At 56.7% G+C, this 19,148-nt stretch carries 18 protein-coding genes and 1 pseudogene; 8 read left to right on the top strand and 11 right to left on the bottom strand.

The features are described from left to right. Nucleotides 1–75: 75 nt before the first annotated feature. The 9 genes from CO660_RS01795 to CO660_RS01755 all read right to left on the bottom strand — a co-directional run bounded on the left by CO660_RS01795 (nucleotide 76) and on the right by CO660_RS01755 (nucleotide 9,396). Nucleotides 76–1,044 (bottom strand): glycosyltransferase, encoded by a 969-nt coding sequence (locus tag CO660_RS01795; protein ID WP_097597098.1) that lies wholly within the window; start codon nucleotides 1,042–1,044, stop codon nucleotides 76–78. A gap of 171 nt (nucleotides 1,045–1,215) precedes the next feature. Continuing rightward, the gene (locus CO660_RS01790) at nucleotides 1,216–2,160 is read right to left on the bottom strand and encodes a glycosyltransferase family 2 protein (protein WP_097597097.1); all 945 of its coding nucleotides are present in this window, start codon (nucleotides 2,158–2,160) and stop codon (nucleotides 1,216–1,218) included. 77 nt (nucleotides 2,161–2,237) lie between these two features. Beyond that, nucleotides 2,238–3,059, bottom strand: coding sequence for a galactosyl transferase (locus tag CO660_RS01785; RefSeq protein ID WP_097597096.1), 822 nt, complete (start codon nucleotides 3,057–3,059; stop codon nucleotides 2,238–2,240). 11 nt (nucleotides 3,060–3,070) lie between these two features. Continuing rightward, nucleotides 3,071–4,102 carry a polysaccharide pyruvyl transferase family protein gene (locus tag CO660_RS01780; protein ID WP_097597095.1) on the bottom strand — a complete coding sequence of 344 codons (1,032 nt, stop codon included), beginning with the start codon at nucleotides 4,100–4,102 and terminating at the stop codon, nucleotides 3,071–3,073. Nucleotides 4,103–4,132: 30 nt separating this feature from the next. Then, nucleotides 4,133–5,635: a lipopolysaccharide biosynthesis protein gene (locus CO660_RS01775; RefSeq protein ID WP_097597094.1), complete on the bottom strand. Its 1,503-nt coding sequence runs from the start codon at nucleotides 5,633–5,635 to the stop codon at nucleotides 4,133–4,135. A 99-nt stretch (nucleotides 5,636–5,734) separates the two neighbouring features. After that, entirely contained in the window at nucleotides 5,735–6,637 is a 903-nt protein-coding gene (pssM, locus tag CO660_RS01770) for an exopolysaccharide glucosyl ketal-pyruvate-transferase (protein ID WP_097597093.1), read from the bottom strand. After that, a complete protein-coding gene (locus tag CO660_RS01765) occupies nucleotides 6,634–7,140 on the bottom strand; it encodes an acyltransferase (protein ID WP_085779104.1) in 507 nt (168 codons plus the stop codon). Before CO660_RS01765 ends, pssM begins: the two co-directional genes overlap by 4 nt. After that, complete coding sequence (locus tag CO660_RS01760; protein ID WP_097597092.1) at nucleotides 7,140–8,291, bottom strand: glycosyltransferase; 1,152 nt, start codon at nucleotides 8,289–8,291, stop codon at nucleotides 7,140–7,142. The genes CO660_RS01765 and CO660_RS01760 overlap by 1 nt, the downstream gene beginning before the upstream one ends. Before the next feature lie 31 nt (nucleotides 8,292–8,322). Next, on the bottom strand, nucleotides 8,323–9,396 hold the full coding sequence (locus CO660_RS01755) for an endo-1,4-beta-xylanase (RefSeq protein WP_097597091.1): 1,074 nt from the start codon (nucleotides 9,394–9,396) through the stop codon (nucleotides 8,323–8,325). Between the two features lie 197 nt (nucleotides 9,397–9,593). On the opposite strand from CO660_RS01755, the pseudogene CO660_RS33685 reads away from it, so the two are divergent. Further along, nucleotides 9,594–9,946, top strand: a pseudogene (locus CO660_RS33685) (hypothetical protein). A 17-nt stretch (nucleotides 9,947–9,963) separates the two neighbouring features. Here CO660_RS33685 and CO660_RS01745 read toward each other — a convergent pair. Continuing rightward, nucleotides 9,964–10,833, bottom strand: coding sequence for a DUF6030 family protein (locus CO660_RS01745; protein WP_097597090.1), 870 nt, complete (start codon nucleotides 10,831–10,833; stop codon nucleotides 9,964–9,966). A 537-nt stretch (nucleotides 10,834–11,370) separates the two neighbouring features. Here CO660_RS01745 and CO660_RS01740 point away from each other — a divergent pair. The 7 genes from CO660_RS01740 (at nucleotide 11,371) to CO660_RS01710 (ending at nucleotide 16,964) form a co-directional block, all read left to right on the top strand. Further along, nucleotides 11,371–12,003: a class I SAM-dependent methyltransferase gene (locus CO660_RS01740; RefSeq protein WP_097597089.1), complete on the top strand. Its 633-nt coding sequence runs from the start codon at nucleotides 11,371–11,373 to the stop codon at nucleotides 12,001–12,003. A 163-nt stretch (nucleotides 12,004–12,166) separates the two neighbouring features. Next, nucleotides 12,167–12,592, top strand: a complete 426-nt coding sequence (locus CO660_RS01735; protein WP_097597088.1) for a helix-turn-helix transcriptional regulator — start codon at nucleotides 12,167–12,169, stop codon at nucleotides 12,590–12,592. A 9-nt stretch (nucleotides 12,593–12,601) separates the two neighbouring features. Beyond that, nucleotides 12,602–14,446, top strand: a complete 1,845-nt coding sequence (locus CO660_RS01730; RefSeq protein WP_097597087.1) for a peptide antibiotic resistance protein — start codon at nucleotides 12,602–12,604, stop codon at nucleotides 14,444–14,446. A 20-nt stretch (nucleotides 14,447–14,466) separates the two neighbouring features. Continuing rightward, nucleotides 14,467–14,679, top strand: coding sequence for a hypothetical protein (locus CO660_RS01725; protein ID WP_085779099.1), 213 nt, complete (start codon nucleotides 14,467–14,469; stop codon nucleotides 14,677–14,679). A 42-nt stretch (nucleotides 14,680–14,721) separates the two neighbouring features. Further along, on the top strand, nucleotides 14,722–15,909 hold the full coding sequence (locus CO660_RS01720; RefSeq protein ID WP_097597086.1) for a YcaO-like family protein: 1,188 nt from the start codon (nucleotides 14,722–14,724) through the stop codon (nucleotides 15,907–15,909). Then, nucleotides 15,906–16,613, top strand: coding sequence for a TfuA-like protein (locus CO660_RS01715; RefSeq protein WP_097597085.1), 708 nt, complete (start codon nucleotides 15,906–15,908; stop codon nucleotides 16,611–16,613). The genes CO660_RS01720 and CO660_RS01715 overlap by 4 nt, the downstream gene beginning before the upstream one ends. A 102-nt stretch (nucleotides 16,614–16,715) precedes the next feature. Further along, entirely contained in the window at nucleotides 16,716–16,964 is a 249-nt protein-coding gene (locus CO660_RS01710) for a hypothetical protein (protein ID WP_097597140.1), read from the top strand. Nucleotides 16,965–17,320: 356 nt separating this feature from the next. Here the strand turns inward: CO660_RS01710 and CO660_RS01705 are convergent, their stop codons facing one another. Further along, nucleotides 17,321–17,527, bottom strand: coding sequence for a hypothetical protein (locus CO660_RS01705; protein WP_004676311.1), 207 nt, complete (start codon nucleotides 17,525–17,527; stop codon nucleotides 17,321–17,323). Nucleotides 17,528–19,148: the final 1,621 nt, after the last annotated feature.

Raw genomic sequence — 19,148 nt, 5'->3', positions numbered from 1 at the left:
CCGAAGTGCGAAAATCTGGCCCCCTGCCTCGGCAGATGGAGCACTTCCTGTCGATGCCGTGGTTTGGGACTGTCATCACTTGGCACCAAGCTGAGAATGGACCGTTTTATTCATCGCAGATCTCTGCTTCAAAAATTGGCGCAGGATTCCCTGTCTCACCGACTGCGCCCAGAGCAATTTGAAGCGAAGGCCGCCTAGGGGGAATCTCTTGACGACGACGCTGGCCGGCGCCATCAGAAGCCATCTCAGGGCGCTAACAACCGGCAGGCCGGCGATTTTCATTTTGCTCTTGAACAGGTCCGGCCGAACGATAACCAAACCCATGCCATAGCGCTCGCCGCGTCGCAAAACCCAGCCTTCCTTCACATAGCCCTTCCTTACAATGTGCCGAACCCCGGGATGCCGAGAATGAAACGCCTTGGCTCCATTCTTCTCCAACCTCAGAGCGAAAGCAGTATCCTCACCCATGGGGAATTGAGCGACAGTGGCATCCGGGCCGAGGCCGTCGTGTACGATATAGCCAGGCCCTAAAATGGAACGGCGGAAGGCCGAATTCGGCCCTGATATTAACGCCGCCGAAATCGGGCCCTCGGGAAGATCGCCATTGAGAGCATAAAGAATTCCCAAGTGCCCATACTTGATCAACCACGGTGCCGGCTTTTCCTCCCATTCGGGCGTGATCAAGCCCCCGAATATGGAAAACTGAGGTTGCTCCTCCGCCAAGATCAGAAACTGCTCGATCCAATCCGGCGCGGGGATGACGTCGTCATCAGTTAAAATGACGAGTTCCCCCTCCAGATGGCGGAAGCCCAAAGTCAATGCATGTTGCTTGCCTTGTTTTGGCTCGAAATAAACTTCCAGCGGAAGCCGCTCCTTATAGGAATTCAGGACTGCTGCAGTGTTGTCGCTGCTGTTGTTATCGACCGCGACGATTTTCCATTCTTCTTTCGGTATGATGGCAGTGCAGAGTGCGTCAAGCATCGTTGGCAGGGTCTTCTCTCCATTGTAAGTCGAGAAAAGTATTGTTACCTTAACTTTGCTCATTTGCTGCTCCGGACCCCATTTCGGTCGGATCGCCTCACAGTACGGCTTCAGCTCACGCCTTGCCGGTGACTTGGGCCTCCGATAGAACGCTGTCGATGCGTGGACGCAAATACTGGCAAAAATGACTGATAGGCACCGATAGTCTCAAATTACTGCCTCCTGGGCAATCGATCACTGTACCACCGTTTGAGACACGTACCGGCGAATTCCGGCGCGATAGCCACGCATGTAGTAATATTTCCAGATTGCCCAGAAACGTTTCTTCGATTGCGGCAGGAGATAGAGCATTGCTGCCCGGAAAGCCCATTGCGCGCTTTCGATCCAGGTCGGAAGCGGAACTCCGCTTAACCTCAGCCCTCCAGGTACCTCGTCGGGAAAGAGCGCCGGCATCCCGTAGCCAAGCCGCTCACCTCTTTTCTGTACCCAATCCTCCGTCACGCTCGACGCCGGAATCCAGTGATGGACCACGGCCTCCGCGCATCGGTAGGATTTGGCACCATTGGCCGCGAGGCGAATAACGATCTCGGCATCTTCACCCATGGCAAAAATCTTTCCGGGAAGAGGACCGATATCTTCGCGGTAGCGCACGCTTGGTCCGAGCAGTTGTCGTCTGACGATTGTATTCGGGCCCCAGACTTTTGTCGGGTCACACGGCCCGCTTTGGGTTTCATCGACGATTGCAAAGGTAGATCCCATCGGAATCCACTGAATAAACCGATCCTTTGGCTCTTTCTCCCAATCAGGTACGATTCTGCCGCCGAAGATGCCATAACTCGGATGGGCTGCGGCGCAGTCGACGATCGCTTTCAGCCAGTTCGGTTCGGCGCGAACATCGTCATCGGTAAAGACGATGAGATCCCCCTTCACCCGATCCAGGGCCATATTCAACGCGCCCGATTTTCCCGGCTTGTACTGCTGCAGGACGGTGATCGGAAGCTTGTCGCTATAGGATTTCAAAAGGTCAAAAGTGCCGTCATTGCTGTTGTTGTCGACGGCAACCAATTCCCACCGATCATGGGGAAGCTCCTGGCTCACCAGGGAATCCAAAGTATGGCGCAGCCGGCGGCTGGCGCCATTGTAAGATGAAAAGAGCACGCTGACGAGAAGATCCGCCATCACTAACCCACCCTTTTGGTGAAATCGAACGAGAAAAGTCTCATAATTTAATTGCCTTCGCGGTGCGGTTCGGAGTGCTATGCGGGATTCGACCGTGCCCCGCCGAAGAATTCGCGCCGATAAGCATGGCCGAGAACCCTCAGCTTTCGGAAATTACGAAATAACCGTCGCGGCTTCAGAAGCACGCCGCGATTAAGGAAATATTGCCGCATCAAGCTCGGCGCCCGGCTATGCGATCCGCGGTGGGCGACCCGGTAGACCGCGCCGCGAAAGGGGAGTTTGGCTAGCGGCGCTCCGCGTTGGGCAAGAATATCCGCAATGCGGACGTGGCTGCCGAGCATCGACTTGATCCAGTCGAGCGAAGCTTCCTCGAACCGTTTCGGCAATTCATAAAGATCGGCACGAATGATCAGCGACGTTCCGCAGAGATGGCTGAAGTCATCATGACCAAGCAGGAAATTACCGCCGTCGTCCCAGATGTAACCGTGGTCGATCGTCCAGCCGTTGGCGTTCCGGTTTTCCGAAACATGCTGGACGATCCGGGAACTGACGAAATCATCATCGTCGACAATCATGAAGAAGCGGCTGTCGGCGGCGGCCAGCATGCCACTCAGGACGCGCCGGCCCTTGTCGGCGCGGAACGCATCGAGGAAGTCTTCCTTGCTGCCCTTGCCGAGTTCGTGCAGGTCGTTCGGCGGAAAGCTCACGCGCACCGCGGAGAATTTCTCCGGAAGATCAGGCAGATCGGCCCCTTCATTGGCCACGATGATGCCGCGCCAATCTCCATTGGTCTGGTTGGAGATGGAGGCCACGGTCTGGCTGAGGTTTGCCTTCAGCTTGCTCCAGTCGCGGGCATTGTCCTGATGTCGGACCGGGATGATGAAGGTGACAAGTGGCATCGAATTCCCCCTTAAGCCCGCAGGCCCACAGCTTCTTTCTCAGCGACGCGCCCCTGGCCAGCCTGCTGACGCGCCCACTTGATCCCGTCTTCGAGCGATGTCGCCTTATAGGAAAGGTCGGTTCCGCCGGAGAATGCATTCATGAAGCGGCGGATCTTTCCATAGCTGTTGTCGAGCACCGCATGCGGACGGCCGAGCAGCAGCGAGCAGATATGGACGTGCAGGCGATCGGTCACAATCGCGCGGGCACGGGAGATCTGGCTGATGCCGCGCTCGAAGCGGTTATGAGCCGCAGCGTCCAGTCGGCGCAAGGCAACTTCGCTCGGCTTCAATGCGAGATAAGCCGAAGCTACGCCCAGTTTCTTGGCGATGTCTACCTTACGCTTCGATTCGGTGATCCAGTCTTCCACAGGAATATCGGAAGGAATCTTGCGATCACCGCCGCCAACCCGTTCCGCATCCTCGCGCAACATGGCGAGGATGGGGATCTGCGTTGCCCTTTCCGGCAGTGGACCGATGGCGAAAGCCATGTCCGGGCATAGCCGCACGGTGCAGTCAAAGTGCTTCTCGGAAAACTCCTTCGATTCTTCGTCGCGCACCAGCAGCACGAAATTCTTGTGGCGCCCGATGGCCCGCTTGGACTGCTCGATGCGGTCAGCCGAACTGTAGTGGATTGACTGCGGAAACTGGATGATCTGCCGATCCGGGAAACGTTCCATGATCATCTCGCGGAAATCCTGGTGGGCGACCCAGATGTCGCCGAAATTGCCGCCGCCGTGAATGAAGATCGGGCCTGTGGGAACCCGCCGTTTCAGTTCTTCGACGGAGAAGTCGTGAAGCCTGGAAACATAGTCCGGACGCTTGCCGAAGCGATCACGGAGATAGGCCATCTCTCCCAGCCAGATCGCCGAGTCGCCGCAATTGCGAATGTCAGGAAAATCGAGAATCGCAAGCGGTTCATCGCGCGAGACATAGTCCTTCAGGCAATCATGGATCATGCCGTTGAGTTTTGCGATCAGCTCCGATCTGGATTGGCTGGTCATTCTGCCTCTCTTGTTGGTGTTCGTTTAACTTCAGGCCGACTTAGGTACGGCAATACGTTTTGCTTTTGACAGGAACTTGACAATGATGCGGTGGACTTCGGTTTCCGGGCCGTTGGGCTTCTTCATAGCGACCCAGAGAACAAAGCTCGATCCGAGATAAATGATGCCGCCTGTAATGACGAGGTAGGCAAGATACACGGCCAAGTGCAGCTTGTCGGCAGGCATGCTGACCATATGCGACAATCCCCACACGCCGGCCGCCATCAAGGCGACGCTGGCAAGCGCGCGGAAGTTCGCTGCGAGCTGCTGGAAGAACGGCAGATTGATCAGGCGCTTGACCAGAAGCATGTTGACCACGGTGGAAATCAGACCCGTCAACACGCGCGCATAGACCACGCCCGGCAGCCCGTACAGCATCAGACCGGCGATGATGATCGGAATGCGGACCACCAGCATCTGCGTGTCGCGGATGAACAGCATCTTGGTATGGCCCTTCGCCATGCCGAGCGGCTGAACGAGCGAACCCAGCGTTTGCAAGGCGAAGACCGATGCGAGCGCCTGGACGATGAAGATTGCCGGGACCCACTTCTCGCCCAAGGCAAGCCTCATCATCGGCTCGGCCACCACGGCCATACCGATCCCGGCCGGGAGCGCCACGGCCGCCAGCAGCGCCTGGGCACGCTGATAAGCTGCGATCAGCCGGATCGGATCATTGCGGACTTTCGAAAAGCCTGGATAAATCGTCTGGTTCAACGGCGCCGTGGCTTCGCGCGTCGGCAGCGTCGAAAGGGTGTTGCCGACCGTATAGTGGCCAAGCTGCGTGGCGCCCAGCATCTTGCCGATCAGCAGATATTCGATCCGCCAGTTCAGCGTGTTGACGATCTGACCGGCCGTCAGCCACACCGAGAACGAAAACAATTCGCGCGCGTGCCGAAAGGTGATGCGCGGCCAGAACGGCAGGACGGTGTAGGAAACGATGATATTGGTCACCTGATAGGCGAGGGTGCCGATCACGAGCGCCCAATAGCTATGATAGACGGCCGCAATTCCCACCGTGACGATAAATCCGACCAGCTTTTGCGAGACGTTGAGGACGAATTCCTGCCAGAAGATCAGATCGCGCTGGAGCATGACGCGGCGCGGATTGGCGAGTCCGCTCAGGAGCAGGCTGAAACTCAAGGCAAGCATGACGCTCGTCAGCCGCGGCTCGTTATAGAATTCGGCAATTGGATAGGACGCGGCGGCAAACAGCAGCGCCAATGTCGCGCTTCTCGTCACGCTCAAGGTCCAGACCGCGCTGAAGTGCGTTTCGCTTGGCGACTCGTGGCGGATAAGCGCCTGATTGAGGGAGAGTTCGGTGACCGAACTCAGGATCACCTGGATCGTCGTTGCAATGGCGACGAGACCGAAATCGGCCGGCACCAGATACCAGGCAAGCACGAAGGTGCTGAGCGCCGAGAGCCCGTTGACGATGGCGCGGGACAAACTCAGCCACATGCTGCCCTGAATCAGCCGGTCGGTAACACTGCTCATGGGCGAACGGCTCCTGAGGTCGATAACATTGACCATTTCAGCAAGTCGGTATTGGGGAAATTAGAAAGCATCATGCCTTATTGCCTCGTCACGGGATCATCAAAGGGCGCTGGCCGTCTTGTTGGAAAAATCCTGTTTCAGCCGATCCAGCTGGACCAGCATTTTTTCGTGCGCCCTTACGATAGCCTCGTCGGAGCTGAGCTGTCCCGGCTTTTCGGCCACCCGCTGCAGCGTCTTGACAGTCGAGCCGAAGACAAAGTTGCCGGTCAGTTGCCGGATGCGGCGGTGACGGAACGTTATGTTCTTCAACAGATAGGTGTTTTTCCGCACCAAAGATGCGCCTGCTTCGACGAGATTGGACGGGCCGATCGGATCGAAATCGATCTCCAGATCGAGCGCACTCGCCCAATCATACCATTTGGCGCGATTTCCCGGCGCAATCGGCCGGATCGCCCGCCACGGAACCCGCAGCGCATCCGAGATAATGCATCCATGCATCGCCTCGGAGACGACCTTCTGCGATGCGCTGATTTCGGTCAGGACCTTTTCCACCGACCAGCGGGGGTCGATATAGTGGATGCCGGCGAGGTCGCAGACCTTGTCCCAGCTGCCGTACATGGCACTTTCGTAATGCGGCATGAAGGAGACCGGGTAGCGCTTCTCAACGCTCCTAGAATCCCAGCAGCTGCGCGTGAGGATGCCCGAATCGCCGATGGCGTAGCTCGGATCGATGCCGAGGACCTCGGCGGTCTTCTTTCCGCGTACGAAATAGAAGGTCCAGTTGTCGTCAACCTTCGGCGCGTTGGTGTAACCGCCATAACCCGAGCCGAAGACAATCTTCTGTATGTTCGGGTCGAAATTGTCGTAGAGGATGGACCCGATGCCGAGAAAGAGCTGGCTTTCATCGTCGTCGAAGAAGCCCGGCAGCAGACGTTCCCAGAGCCAATGGTTCAGCTCGTCGCCAAAATTTTCATGTTTCCCGCGATAGGCAAACATCTTCATCGTGCTTCTCCAGTCGGCAAATGCGTCACGAGCTGCGTGACGGTTTCGTCCTCGCGGGCCATGCGTCCGTAACGCGAAATGATCTTGATGTCGCTGCGGATTATCTTTGCCGGGTTGCCGGCCACGAGCGATCGCGGCGGCACGCTCTTGGTCACCACCGAGCCGGAGCCGATGACGCATTCGTCGCCGATCTCCACGCCGGGCAGGATGATGCTGCGGGCACCGATGAAGCAGCGTTTGCCGATCCTCGTGTGAAGATAGAGCCCGCGTGTGAGGTCGTGGGTCAGGATCGCCGCCTCAAAGGCGACATAGGTTTCGGCGCCGATATGCAGTCCCTTCGGGTTGGTCTTGTCGAAGCGCACGCTGAGCGAAAAGCTGGCCGTCGGATCGATGTCCATACCCCAGAATTTCGTGTAATAGAGCCATTTGGCCTTTACGATCCCGTTCCGCAGCGGCCGAAATACGTTCAGTCCCCACTTCGGCTTCTTTCCTGTATGCACCATCAAGTCCCACCCCGGCTGGCAAATTCGTCTAGAACGGAACTGTAATAGTCCTCTAGCATCCCCGTTTGACGACGTATGTCGAAACGCTCGGCCACCAAAAGCGGTGCCCGCGCGCTGAAGGCTGTCCACAGGGCTTGGTCGTTGAGCAGCTTTCCAACCGCTTCCGCCATGCCCGCGACATCCCGCTCCTCCACGAGATAACCAGTTTTCCCCTCTTCGATCGCTTCGCCCACGCCTCCCGAGCGGAATGCGACGACCGGAGTACCGACGGCTTCGGCCTCCAGATTGGCGAGGCCGAAGGCTTCCGCGTGACCATTGTCGAGGGTCACGCTGCCATGAAGATAGAGTTCCGCACTGGCGAGCAGATCCCTTATCTCTGTCTGCGACAGATTTTCATGGATCGTGACGCTTGGCAAGGAACGACGCGCCATGGCTTCGATTTCCTCCTTCAGTGGTCCCTGTCCGACCATGACGAATTCAACCGGGGTGCCGGCGGCCGCCACGCGTGAGAGCGCGTCGATCATGAAGCGGTGGCCCTTATAGTCGACGAAACGGGCAATGGAAACCACCAACCCCTTTTTTCGTGGACGCGGTTCCATTTTGAAGAGATCGAGATCGATACCAATGTGATGGCGAAAGACGCGGTCGGCGCGGAAACCGAGCGCCAGCAGCCGCTCTCGGATGAAGTCGGAAACGGCGATGTTCCAGCTGTTCCAGCCGGCCATCTCGCTCCGGCCCTTGGCGAAGAAACGCACCTGATTGAAGCCGCCCGGTTTTTTTGGATCGCCGCGATAGGTGGCGTCGAAGCCATGAAACGTCGTGACGAGCGGCTTGCCGGCGGCGCGCGCGAGCGGACCGATGACATAGCCGTTCTTGCCGAAATGGGCATGGACAAGATCGGCTTGGCTGATCGCGGGAAAGAGAAAAGGCAGGCCGACCTGCGGGATTTTCAGAAGCAGTTCACCGGCCCGCGCAACGGGAGACCGACGAATGTCATGAACCGGGACAGTCGATTTTTTCGTATGGGCGGAAGAGATTCGCGAGCCGGTAAGAATTTCAGCTTCGAAGGAACGAAATGCCACGGCCTGGTTGAGAACAAATGCCTGGCTGGCAGGCAAAAATTTTTCCACGTAAATAACGGCTTTTCTCATGAATCTGTTCGCGTCTCCACTGTCTTGGCGATCACATTGCCTCTATTGCCCGCTTGATGCCGTCAATCGAACTTCTCGGATCGTTGTTTTCATTGTAAAGATTAACGCGCTTCGTGCATGCCGCGCCGGGATTGGTGTCCTTCTCGTCAAGCCCGCCATATTTCTCCGACATGCCCCAAACGGTGGCGCCTTTCAAGTCACCACGCTCGGCTGCGACGCTGATCACGTCACCGAAAATCTCGGCATAGGAGACCGGCGTGGAGTTCCTGTCGCGGTTGAGGAAATGGCAGGACGCATCGAGTTCGGTGATAAAAACCCCGATACCCATATCCTTCAGCGTTGCACAGAATCGGCCCATTCCCTCCGGATCGATCCGATCGAGACCGGGGCGGAAATGCGATTGCAGCCCGACGGCGCCGATCGGCGTCTTTCTGGCGACGAGATCCTCGACAATCTTCAGGATGCGTGCACGCTTCTGTTCGAACACGTCGGATTTTTTCTCCAGGTGCGTCTCGTTGAGAACCAGCATCGCGTCGGGATTGGCTTCGTGTGCCATGTCGAAGCTCATGCGGATATAGTCGTCGCCAAGAAGGCGTCGGAAAACGCAGTCCCGCAGATCCGGCACATCATATTCCAACGGCTCGTTCACCACATCCCACGCATCGATCGACCCCTTATAGCGACCGACAACCTGTTTTATATGACGGTTCATCGCCGCCCGAATGGTCTCAGCATCAGTGATGGCGGACACCCAGTCGGGCGTGCGATACCAGACAAGCGTGTGTCCATAAACCCGCATGTTGTTTTTGCGCGCAAACGCAACGATTTGATCGGCAGGGCCGAAGGAAAAGGCGCCTGGCATCTTTTCCGTTGCCTTCCACTTCAGCTGATTTCGCGGCGTTATCGAATTGACGTTATCGATGTATATCTGCGACGCAATCGGATTGCCGACATCCGCCGGATCGATGGCCGAACCGAATCGAAACGATTTTCTGTCGGCAAGGGCGCGCAGCCCCGCGGACGGCGGCACCTGCGCCAAAGCCTGACCCGCGCGCGCATATAACAGGGCGAGCGGAACGGAGGCGAGGAAACGTCTTCTATTCATTCTTTCTCTCACTGTTGGCTGTGTTTAACGTCTTCGGCGGAATCGAAGGCCAAACTTGCGGATTACGATCCATCGCGGCTTCGACCTTAATTAATAGATCGGTACAAATTCCGACGTATTTTCAGCGGCGTGGACGCCAATTTCTAGATTTCTTTGCATAAGGCAAGATATTAAACCGCTGCGGGAGAGAGCTCGTTATGGAAGATTGGCTTAACTATCTGATGAGCTATGCCGCTTTTTTATGGCGACTGTTCGCAGCGGCGTATTCCTTCTTGATGATCGTCAGTTCGCCGCGTTTGGTCTCGGCGTTGTCGGCATCATTCTCCTCCTCTTCGGCGTGCTCGTCAGAACCTCGTTGCGATTGCGTCAATCGGCACGCGTCGTTCGCTCGCTCAACGACGAACTTGCGCGAGCTACTCAGGACCTCAATGTGGAGCGTCTCTGACGTCTGGCCGGCGGTGAAGGGGCCGAACGGCCAGGTCCAGACAGCTTGACGGAGCTTTACGGGATCCTGTCCCGGCATCACGGTGATGCAAGTCGCATCCCCTGAGGTGGGCTGCATGCGGTCTAATTGCGATTTACTGCCGGCGGCTCTTGATGGGGAAGTTCCGGCTGCGTGCGGTTGGCCGCAATTGCGGGCTCCGGCGCGGGAAGCCATGTTCTGCCGGAAAAGTAATTCCTCGCCCTTTTTTGGGGGGCTGAGACTGCCTCCAGCGAGAGGGTAAAATTGTAGCGCTCCGGATTGAGCACCTCGTGGGTGAAGGCGATATTTGCTCCGAAGCCGTCTTCCTTGACGTCCTTCAAGTTTTTTATCGCATTCAGGGTCTCATGAAAATCGAGCCATTGCGGTTGAAGCAGCATGGTTTCGAAAACTCGCAGGATCGCCGGATCGAGCTGGCCATTCTGATCCGTTCCGGGATTGACGATCTTCACGCGCATGCTGCTGATCGTGCCGGCGGCATCGCCACGAACAATGACGAAGATGGAATTCGCGAGCTGATCCTTCTCGCGCTTGGCGCTGTGCTCGTAAAAGCACTCGAACGTGTCGGCGTTGAAGCTGGCCGCCGCCCATTCGCTGGTCTGAACGCCCGCTTGTCGCAGCGCCGCGCACATTGCGGGCCCTGATATGCGCCATGTGCGCAGAAAAGCCGACGCGGTCTGTGCCATGGGCGCTTCGGTGGCATGCAGAGGAAGCTTGTAGGTCGCCGGCGGCGCCGGTCGGGGAAGCGCTTTGGGCGGCGGCGGCTTAACCTCAGGGGGGAAAAGATCGAAGCCGAAATAATGGCCGATCGCCCTCAGGTGTTTCATGTCGTTGGACAGAAGCACCGTTCCGATGACCAGCGAGAGGGAAATCGTCAGCAGCAACCAAAAGATCACGGGAATCCGCAGTTTTCCTGCCGGCTGTTTCGCATACGCGGGCGACGAATTATCGGGCAAGCTTGTCTTCTCCGGCACGCGAGAAGGGTTTCGTTGGTCTGTCTGGATCCCAGCAGTATACATGATCCGGTTAAATATCTTTTGGCTTCGTGTCTGCAACCGAGCGCCCTTTCATCCGCGCCCTCATGAAAAGCGCGCGATCGGTTCGCCGAGAGCGCTTCAACAGCATTTCAGTCGAGAATTCCAATACAGCAATTCGGCAATTCGGCGAGAGATAGCCGCGGATCTTGCCGCTTCTGTGGTCGCACAGGGGCGTTGTCCGAACTGAATTGAAATAAACACGAGTTTTTTGAAAAAATTGTTGAATTGACACCATTAGTTTCTTCTATCAGTCGAGCATATTGAGATATTTAGTGTCATCGTCAGGCAAAACGTCTCAATTTCTGCAATTTTTTCGCGTATAACGTTAAGAATTATTTGATGAGTTCTAGATTATGCCGAACATATATTTGTATGCTGACGAATTTAGGCGAATTCGATCAAATTTTCGACGTATTAATCGATAGGGTTTGCGTGCAACAGCAGAAAGGAGAGACCATGTCCATCGAGCTAGACGCAACCACCTATATTCACGCCAAACCGACAACCGCGCACTCCTACATCTTGCCCAAAATCTTCGACGTACTGGAGAATCATTTCGACGGCTCAGCGGAAAATGACGTCTTCGATCTCGGATGCGGAACCGGCGGGGCTGCAGCGACTCTTGCGAAAGCAGGATATGATGTCGTCGGCGTCGATCCTTCCAGCGACGGGATCAGCAAGGCCAATATCCGTTATCCCGGCCTGGCGCTGAGCGTCGGCTCGGCCTATGACGACCTGTCCCGGGAATATGGCAACTTCAGCGCCGTTATCAGCCTGGAGGTCGTCGAGCATGTCTACGATCCGAAGAGCTTCACCGCGACGATGTTTGATCTCGTCAAGCCCGGCGGCATCGCGGTGATATCGACGCCCTATCACGGCTATCTGAAGAATCTTGCACTGGCTGCGACGGGAAAAATGGACGATCACTTCATGCCGTTGAGGGATCACGGGCATATCAAGTTCTGGTCGAAAAACACATTGCGCACACTGTTGCTGGAGACCGGCTTCGCTAACGTCCGTTTCGAATATGTTGGAAGAATTCCTGTCTTTGCCAAATCAATGATCGCCGTCGCCGATAAGCCGCTTTAGCCGGGCGGCGCGACATTGCGCGGTTCGCCGCAGTAGTCCAGAGGTTGTTCTACTGCGTGCTGTGATGAAAAAAACCGTTCTGAAATATTTACTTTTAGTTGCATTCTTGCTTAAACTCTCCATTATACAGCCGGCGTATTGATGAAGCGGGAGACTTAAGCAGATGAAGGCCAAATCGCCGAATTCCATCGATGTCTATGTTGGCAACCGCGTGAGAGTTCGGCGAAAGACGCTCGGCATGACCCAGCATGGCTTGGCCGAACTTCTTGGCATCACCTTCCAGCAGATTCAAAAATACGAAAAAGGAACGAACCGGATCGGCGCCAGCCGCCTTCAGCGCATTTCCGAGATCCTTCGCGTGCCGGTCGGCTTCTTCTTCGAGAACGGCGGTTCCGGGCCGATCGAAGGCGAGACGAGCGAATTGAACAAGTTTTTGTCCTCGAAGGAAGGGCTCGCGCTCAATAAAGCGTTCATCGCCATCGAAGATCCCAACATCAGGCAGAAGCTGGTGGCCTTGGCCAAAAGTCTGGCGATGACGGGATTGCCCGATGTCGATAGCGACCTGCAGGATCCGGTTATACACAACTGAGGATGGACGGTGCTTCATCTGCAGACATTTGGCGATCTGCGGCTGACTGAGTCGGATGGCGAGCCGGTTCGCTATCCGGTCAAAGGTCTGTTGATGATGGCCCACATCTATGCGGGTGCGAGCCATGAACTCAGCCGTTATGAACTGGCCCAGTTTCTATGGAGCGACGTCGAGCCCGAATTGGCGCGGCTCAATTTGCGCAAAATGCTGTCCCGCATCCGGGAGATGGACGGCGGACGCACGGAAGTAGCCTTCGATTTCACTGCCACGACGGTTTGCCTCAACAAGGAGGTGGTTTCCAGCGATCTGGATGTCTTTCGAGCCGGCGGCTCGCCGCTGGATCGACTACAGGCGATCGCCGAATCGATGCAGCGCGGCTTCATCGGAAATATCAAGCCGGCGACAAAGCAGATAGATGCTTGGATTAGGGCGCAGCGGGACGCCCATGCGCTGCAATTGCGGCAAGCGTTGCTGGAGGCGCTGCCCGATGTGCAAAAGCCGGGTGCTGCGCGCATCATTTCCAGCGCCGCCCTGCAAATCCTTGAGCGGGATCCGAATGACGAGCAGGTCAGGACATTGCTGCATCGGCTATCCGGCGGCGCATCGTTCGGCGAGAGATTGCCGGAAGGCGGCGGCCAAACAAGGGTGGAGGTGAAGCGTCCCGAGCCCGGCAGCCAGCCGACCGATATCGAACACATACCGCCGATCCCGAGGATCCTTCCCCGTCTGGTGTTGCTTCCCCCGACGGCGAAGCACGCCGATGCCGGACTTGCACTTGCCAACGCCCTGATCGAAGACGTCACAATCGAACTCTGTGCCCTTCGGCATATTTCCATCGTCGCTCCGCATACGGCCGGACAGATCCGCCGCGACTCCGAAAAAGCGGCGGTGGTCGCCAGGCACTCGATTGCCTATCTTCTCGACACCCGATTTTCCGAAGAGGGATTGTTCGCCCAGCTGATCTATTTCCCCACGGATGAGATCGTCTGGGCCAATCGCTTTAAGATGACCCCCGATATATTGCCGCGTCAAAGGCGGGTTATCGCCCAGCAGTTGACCGAGTCGGTGGCGCGTGAGCTGGCTGAGAACGAGGAGGAACGGCTACGTTTCGAAGCCAATCCTGAAGCCTATCACGCCTATCTCGTCGGCTCCAGCCTGATGAGCAAGCTGACGCTGCCGCATATCCGCCGGGCAAGGAAGGCGTTCAAGCAGTCGCTGTCGCATAGGTCGGATTTCTCCCCGTCATTTACCGGGCTGGCAAGAACTTTCACCAGCGAGTGGCTCGTGACGGCGCAGGGAAACAATGAACTGCTGCACCTGGCAGAGCAGCATGCGCTTCGCGCAATCGAGCGAGATCCGGGATCGGCGGCGGGCCATCGCGAACTCGGGGTCACCAGACTTTATCTCGGTGATGTGGATGCCAGCGTCGCGGCCCTTCACCTGGCGGAAGAGCTCAGTCCGCATTTTGCCGATGTCATCTACAGTCATGCCGACACGCTCGTGCATGCATCCCGCCCCGGCGACGCGCTCGCCAAGATCAGAAAGGCAATTTCGCTCAATCCGATCGCACCTGACGCCTATCTCTGGTGTGCCGCTGGAGCCAGTTTCTTCCTGGAACAGTATGAGGAGGCCATCGCCTATGTCGAAGCGATGAAAGACAAAGCGCCGGCCCATCGTATCGCCGCGGCCAGTTGCGCAATGATCGGCGATCGAAAACGGGCACTCTTCCATCGGCAGCGCGCCGAAAGCATCAACCCGGTGTTCGACGTCGAGAAGTGGCTCGCCATCGTTCCCTTCAAGGAGCACTGGCAAAAAGAGCTGTATCGGGAGGGCCTGTTGAAGGCTGGTTTTTAACAATAGCTGAGGGGCATACCATGGCGAAAGCTGTCATTATAGGAATACCGGGCGAGGAAGGTCTTTGGCTCGCCGATCTCGACGCAGGCACCGTCAAGCCGCTCAATCCGACGGGGGAATTGGCGACTGCGAGCAGCCTGCGCAAAGCCGGTGGCATATTCGTGAAGGGCGTCGATTTGGCCGTCGCCGTTTCGTCGGCGCAGGTCGCGCTTTCCGGTCACGTCGACGGCTGAGCCAGCATTCTGACGGACCGGTCCATATATTCCGACAGGATCATATCGCCGCGGGAAACTCTTTCCCGCGTCGAGCCTTTTTTAGCTCGGTTCGGCATTACCAGGATTGCACGACATACCGGGCTTGATGACATCGGAATTCCAGTCTGGTGCGCCTATACTCCGAATTCGCGCTCAATCGTGGTTGCCCAGGGAAAGGGTCTGACCGATGTCGACGCCAAAGTATCCACCGTCATGGAAGCCGTGGAACGGGCAGTTGCCGGTGAACCTTTCGTCGATCCTGTCCGCAGCACCTCGTTCGGTCTGCAGGCGATGGGGCACAAGATCGATACGCTGAACTGCCTGATCGCCATGCATAAACCCGACCTCGGGCCAGACGAGGAGACGGAATGGGTGGCCGGCATCAATATTCTCACCGGCGAGCCGGTTTATATCCCTTTTGAGGCAGTGCTGCTCGACCGCACGCGCGATGCGCGATACTGGATGTCATCTGATGGCTTGGCATCGGGAAACAATTTCGAGGAGGCGGTTTTCCACGGTGTGCTCGAGCGGATTGAGCGGGATGCGCATGTGCTGTGGCAGGTTGGCGGTGAAAGGGATCGTTATGCCGGCTGCGTCGATCCCCGCGGCTTCAAGGATGAAGCCCTGACCGGGTTGATCGACAAGATCGAAAAATCAGGATTGGCCCTCAGGCTCTTCGATATCACAAGCGATATCGCCATTCCCTGTTTCACCGCCATTCTGGGGCCTGGGGATTCCGTTCCAGGCCAGCGGGCTCGCCACGGCAGCAGGGACATTCGCCTTGTCGAGGTGACCGGCGGTACGGGAGCCCACCCATTCCCCGTGCGCGCGGCCATCCGGGCGGTAACGGAAGCCGCGCAATCGCGGCTCACTTATATCAGCGGAGCCAGGGACGATATTTCTGCCGTCACGTTCTCGAGATCCTTGCCGCCGCTCATGCGGCGAGCCTTCGACGCAGTTCCCGTCTCTCCGGCTGCCGGTCCTCTCCGCCACCGAACGCCGGGACATCGGGATCTGACGCGTTTATTGCAGCATGTGCTGGAGGCTTTGCGGAACAAAGGGATCAACTCGGTCATCGCCGTACGCCTCAGCGACGACACGCTTCCCTTTGGCGTCGTCAAGGTCATTATCCCCGAACTCGAAAATCCGGAGGGGTCGCGTGCTCGCCAGTTTGGAACAAGGGCGCTCGCGAGAGCGATAGGTTTTTGAAGGTCATTTTCGCGGGTCCCAGTCTTCCCGACGCAGCCTCACTTGCCGGCGAGGGGATACGCGTCCTGCCGCCCGCCACGCAGGGCGATGTTTTGGCTGTGGTGGAACAGGGTGCCAATGTCATCGGTCTGATTGATGGCGGTTTCGAATACGCCGCGCCGGTCTGGCATAAGGAAATTCTCCGTGCTCTTTCGTTTGGCGTGACTGTCCTCGGGGCGGCAAGCATGGGCGCGCTACGCGCTGCGGAATGTCATTCGTTCGGTATGATCGGGATCGGCCGCATTTTCGAAGACTACCGCACGGGCCGGCTGGTCGATGATGCCGCCGTCGCGCTCGTGCACGCGCCGAGCGCGATGGGCGGCAAGCCGCTGACGATACCGCTGGTCAATGTCAGCGCCACGCTCGATGCCATGGAAAGAAATGAGTTGCTCGCAGATGGGCTGCGCCAGGTCATTGAAGACGCCGCGAACGCAATATTCTTCAAGAGGCGGACGTGGCGGGCAATCGTCGAGCAATGCGCTGACGTAGCCGAGCCGGATCGCCCGCGCCTTCTGGCCACTCTCGTATCGCATTCCGTTGACCAAAAACGCATCGATGCACTGGAATTGTTAAAGATGGTGCAGTCGACCGCCGATATTCGCGTGAATGCCGATTTGTCCTGGAAACTGCGCGAAACCTCGTTCTCCACACGGTCCGCATTGTGAAGCGAAGATGACGATCGTCACCGAGGGTTGTGTCACGCTTTTTTCACGGGCTCGACCATGTCGGCCCGCGTATCATTCCTTCTATTCGTTGGAGAAATGGACATGGGCGTGACATCGACTATTAAACTAGATGGAGATCTAGGGGCGAAAGACGCTCTGGACGAACTGGTCGCATTGGCACGGATGATCGCCTATGCGCGACAGGTTGCTCAGGATGTCAAGCTGCAATTCGCGACGAATTGCCTCGACCTTGCTCTTGAGGCGGTGAAGCAGGAAGTCGGGGAGGGGCTGACCAGAGAGTTGGCCGAATTGAGCTCTCCGGTTCCGCAAGTCAGCGTAAAAAGACATTAGTGCCCGCTTTCATGCTGCAAACTCGGATAGCCCGAAAATCACATCGATTTTGGGGCTATATGCGTCTGCGCATAAGGGAGGGCCGCAGAAAACCGGCTCCGGTCGGTTGCACAGCAACGGTCTGTCGGGCTGAAACGAGTGCCCTGAGGCCTGTCTATCGGCAATCCATCTGAATTGTGGGTTGGGAGAAGCCTCGGCTTGTCGCGGGCTGGACAACCGCCGCTCATTCGATGGCGTAAAGATAGGTTCAGAACGAATGGTAAGCGGTTTGGCTGGCGTTGTCTCCGGGCAGGGAGGCGGCGGCGATATCGGTTTGCGGTCGTCCGACGATCGGCCGAGCTGGCCGATCCATGATCTCAATGGGTCAAATTGCGTTTCTGGGCCAGCAGTAAAATATAGTCGTCGGCAATGTCCGCGATGGCCATTGCGACTTCCGCCGGATCGCACCCCTCGACCTTCGTGTTTGCAATGAACTGATAAACCGCCTTCTCGATCTGTTTGCGGCAAATCATCACGCGTTCATCATAACCAAATTCCGGAATCTGCGATGCCATATCACTCATCAGGGCGGCTCCTCACTACTTCCAGTGACCATGACACAAATTATAAGTTGAGCAAGCAAATGCTTTACGAACGGTTAATTCGATCACGAGGTGCGACCATTTCGACACAGCTTGGCGCGAGAAAACGGACATTCGAGGCTTTTGACTGCGGCGATGCGTTTGGTACTCCGGAGCCCTCGTTCCATGCGGGTGACCGCATAAGCGAGGATGGTCGTCTCTTACCCTGCGGCCTATCGTGCCCGGGGTCTCGGCTCATCATGCGAATTTGTCATGCCACGTCGAAAGGCGCGCCTTATACCGTCCGACCAGTGGCGTGATGAGCGGCGATAACCCTTGATTTACCGGTGTTTCGAAGCTTCATTCGCCTTGAGATCAGCACTCTTTGGTATCGAATTGCGCCGCCACGTCTTCGGTGCCTGTCGGTGCGAAGACTTTCGGGCCGCCCGTCGTACTGCCCGTTCGACAGGACTATATGGTTACAGAACCGCCGAAACGGCACTCAGCAAACTAACGAGAGCGATTCCATATTTCTGGGAGGAATGCATCTCCATTATCTACCGGTCGGAAATTAATAACCCTTAAGGATAGCGTAATACAAATCAAATTATATCAAACGCGGAAAACATTAATTTCACACCAAGGTTGTATTTATAAATCTACCGCAAGATGAGTTAGATTATGCTAATGCTGTGAGCAAGCTGTGACGAGCGAATGTAATGCAGTAGAATGATCTCTGATCGACAATAATACCACGGACGAATTTGCTGTGCCCCATCACTGCGAGGGAAGCATAGGTGCGGGAGGATGCATCAGGGTCGTTCGGTCCTTTGCTTTGTGGTGTCGCCGATCTCTCCTTGCCCGACCGAGGAACCATCGCCGTTGGCTCTGCGCAAACTTTCGAGATTCTCCGAGCTAGATTGAACGATCCTCTTGGCTCAAGCAGAGTCGGCTGGCGATCAGTCCATCCCGGTATCTCCAGCCAAAGGCGATCGGCTCGGGAGTACCAGGAGGTATGCCCGAGCCGATCGCCTTTGCCCTGACGAAAACCTGCTCCCCCAGAATGCTTCAAGCTCACCTTGGAAAGGTCCTAGCAAAGTTGAGGACCCGCCGGGGTGGTGACGGGTCCTCGGGTAAGATTGCCTGCGCAGTACGAAGACATGATTGCCATTAAATTCGCTATTGTCACGGATTATTGTTGGGTTGTCGTGTTTTCTCACAATTTATCGCTTTATTGCTGCGATGATATTTGTAGTTTCCTAGATTGTACTTAAGAATGAGAGGCTTTGCCGATGGAGTGGAATCACTGGCTTTCCGGAGCATTTCTTTTTCTCTCGATTGGCGGAGATGTCCTATCTTTGAGGAGACGCAACGGACTTTTCGCCGTACCGCCAACGCGCTGCGCGTCATAGATCTCGACAGGTGTATGATCCTCGTCGGCCCAAGGTCGTTGTGCGCATTACGGGCACGATCGGCGGGTTTGAGTTCGGCATCTTGCGAACGAGCATGATTGACGCGGCCTGCGCTAAAGCGCTGCGGGGCCGACATCTACAGGCTAGGAACAGCTGCTGGGTAGAAATACCTTTTTCGAAGAACCACTACCCCATTATTGACACTCAAGCCT

The organism is Rhizobium sp. L9, assembly GCF_002531885.1.
Lineage (GTDB): Bacteria > Pseudomonadota > Alphaproteobacteria > Rhizobiales > Rhizobiaceae > Rhizobium.
The sequence above is the reverse complement of the archived record's forward strand: the minus strand, read 5'-3'. Positions and strand labels throughout refer to the sequence as shown.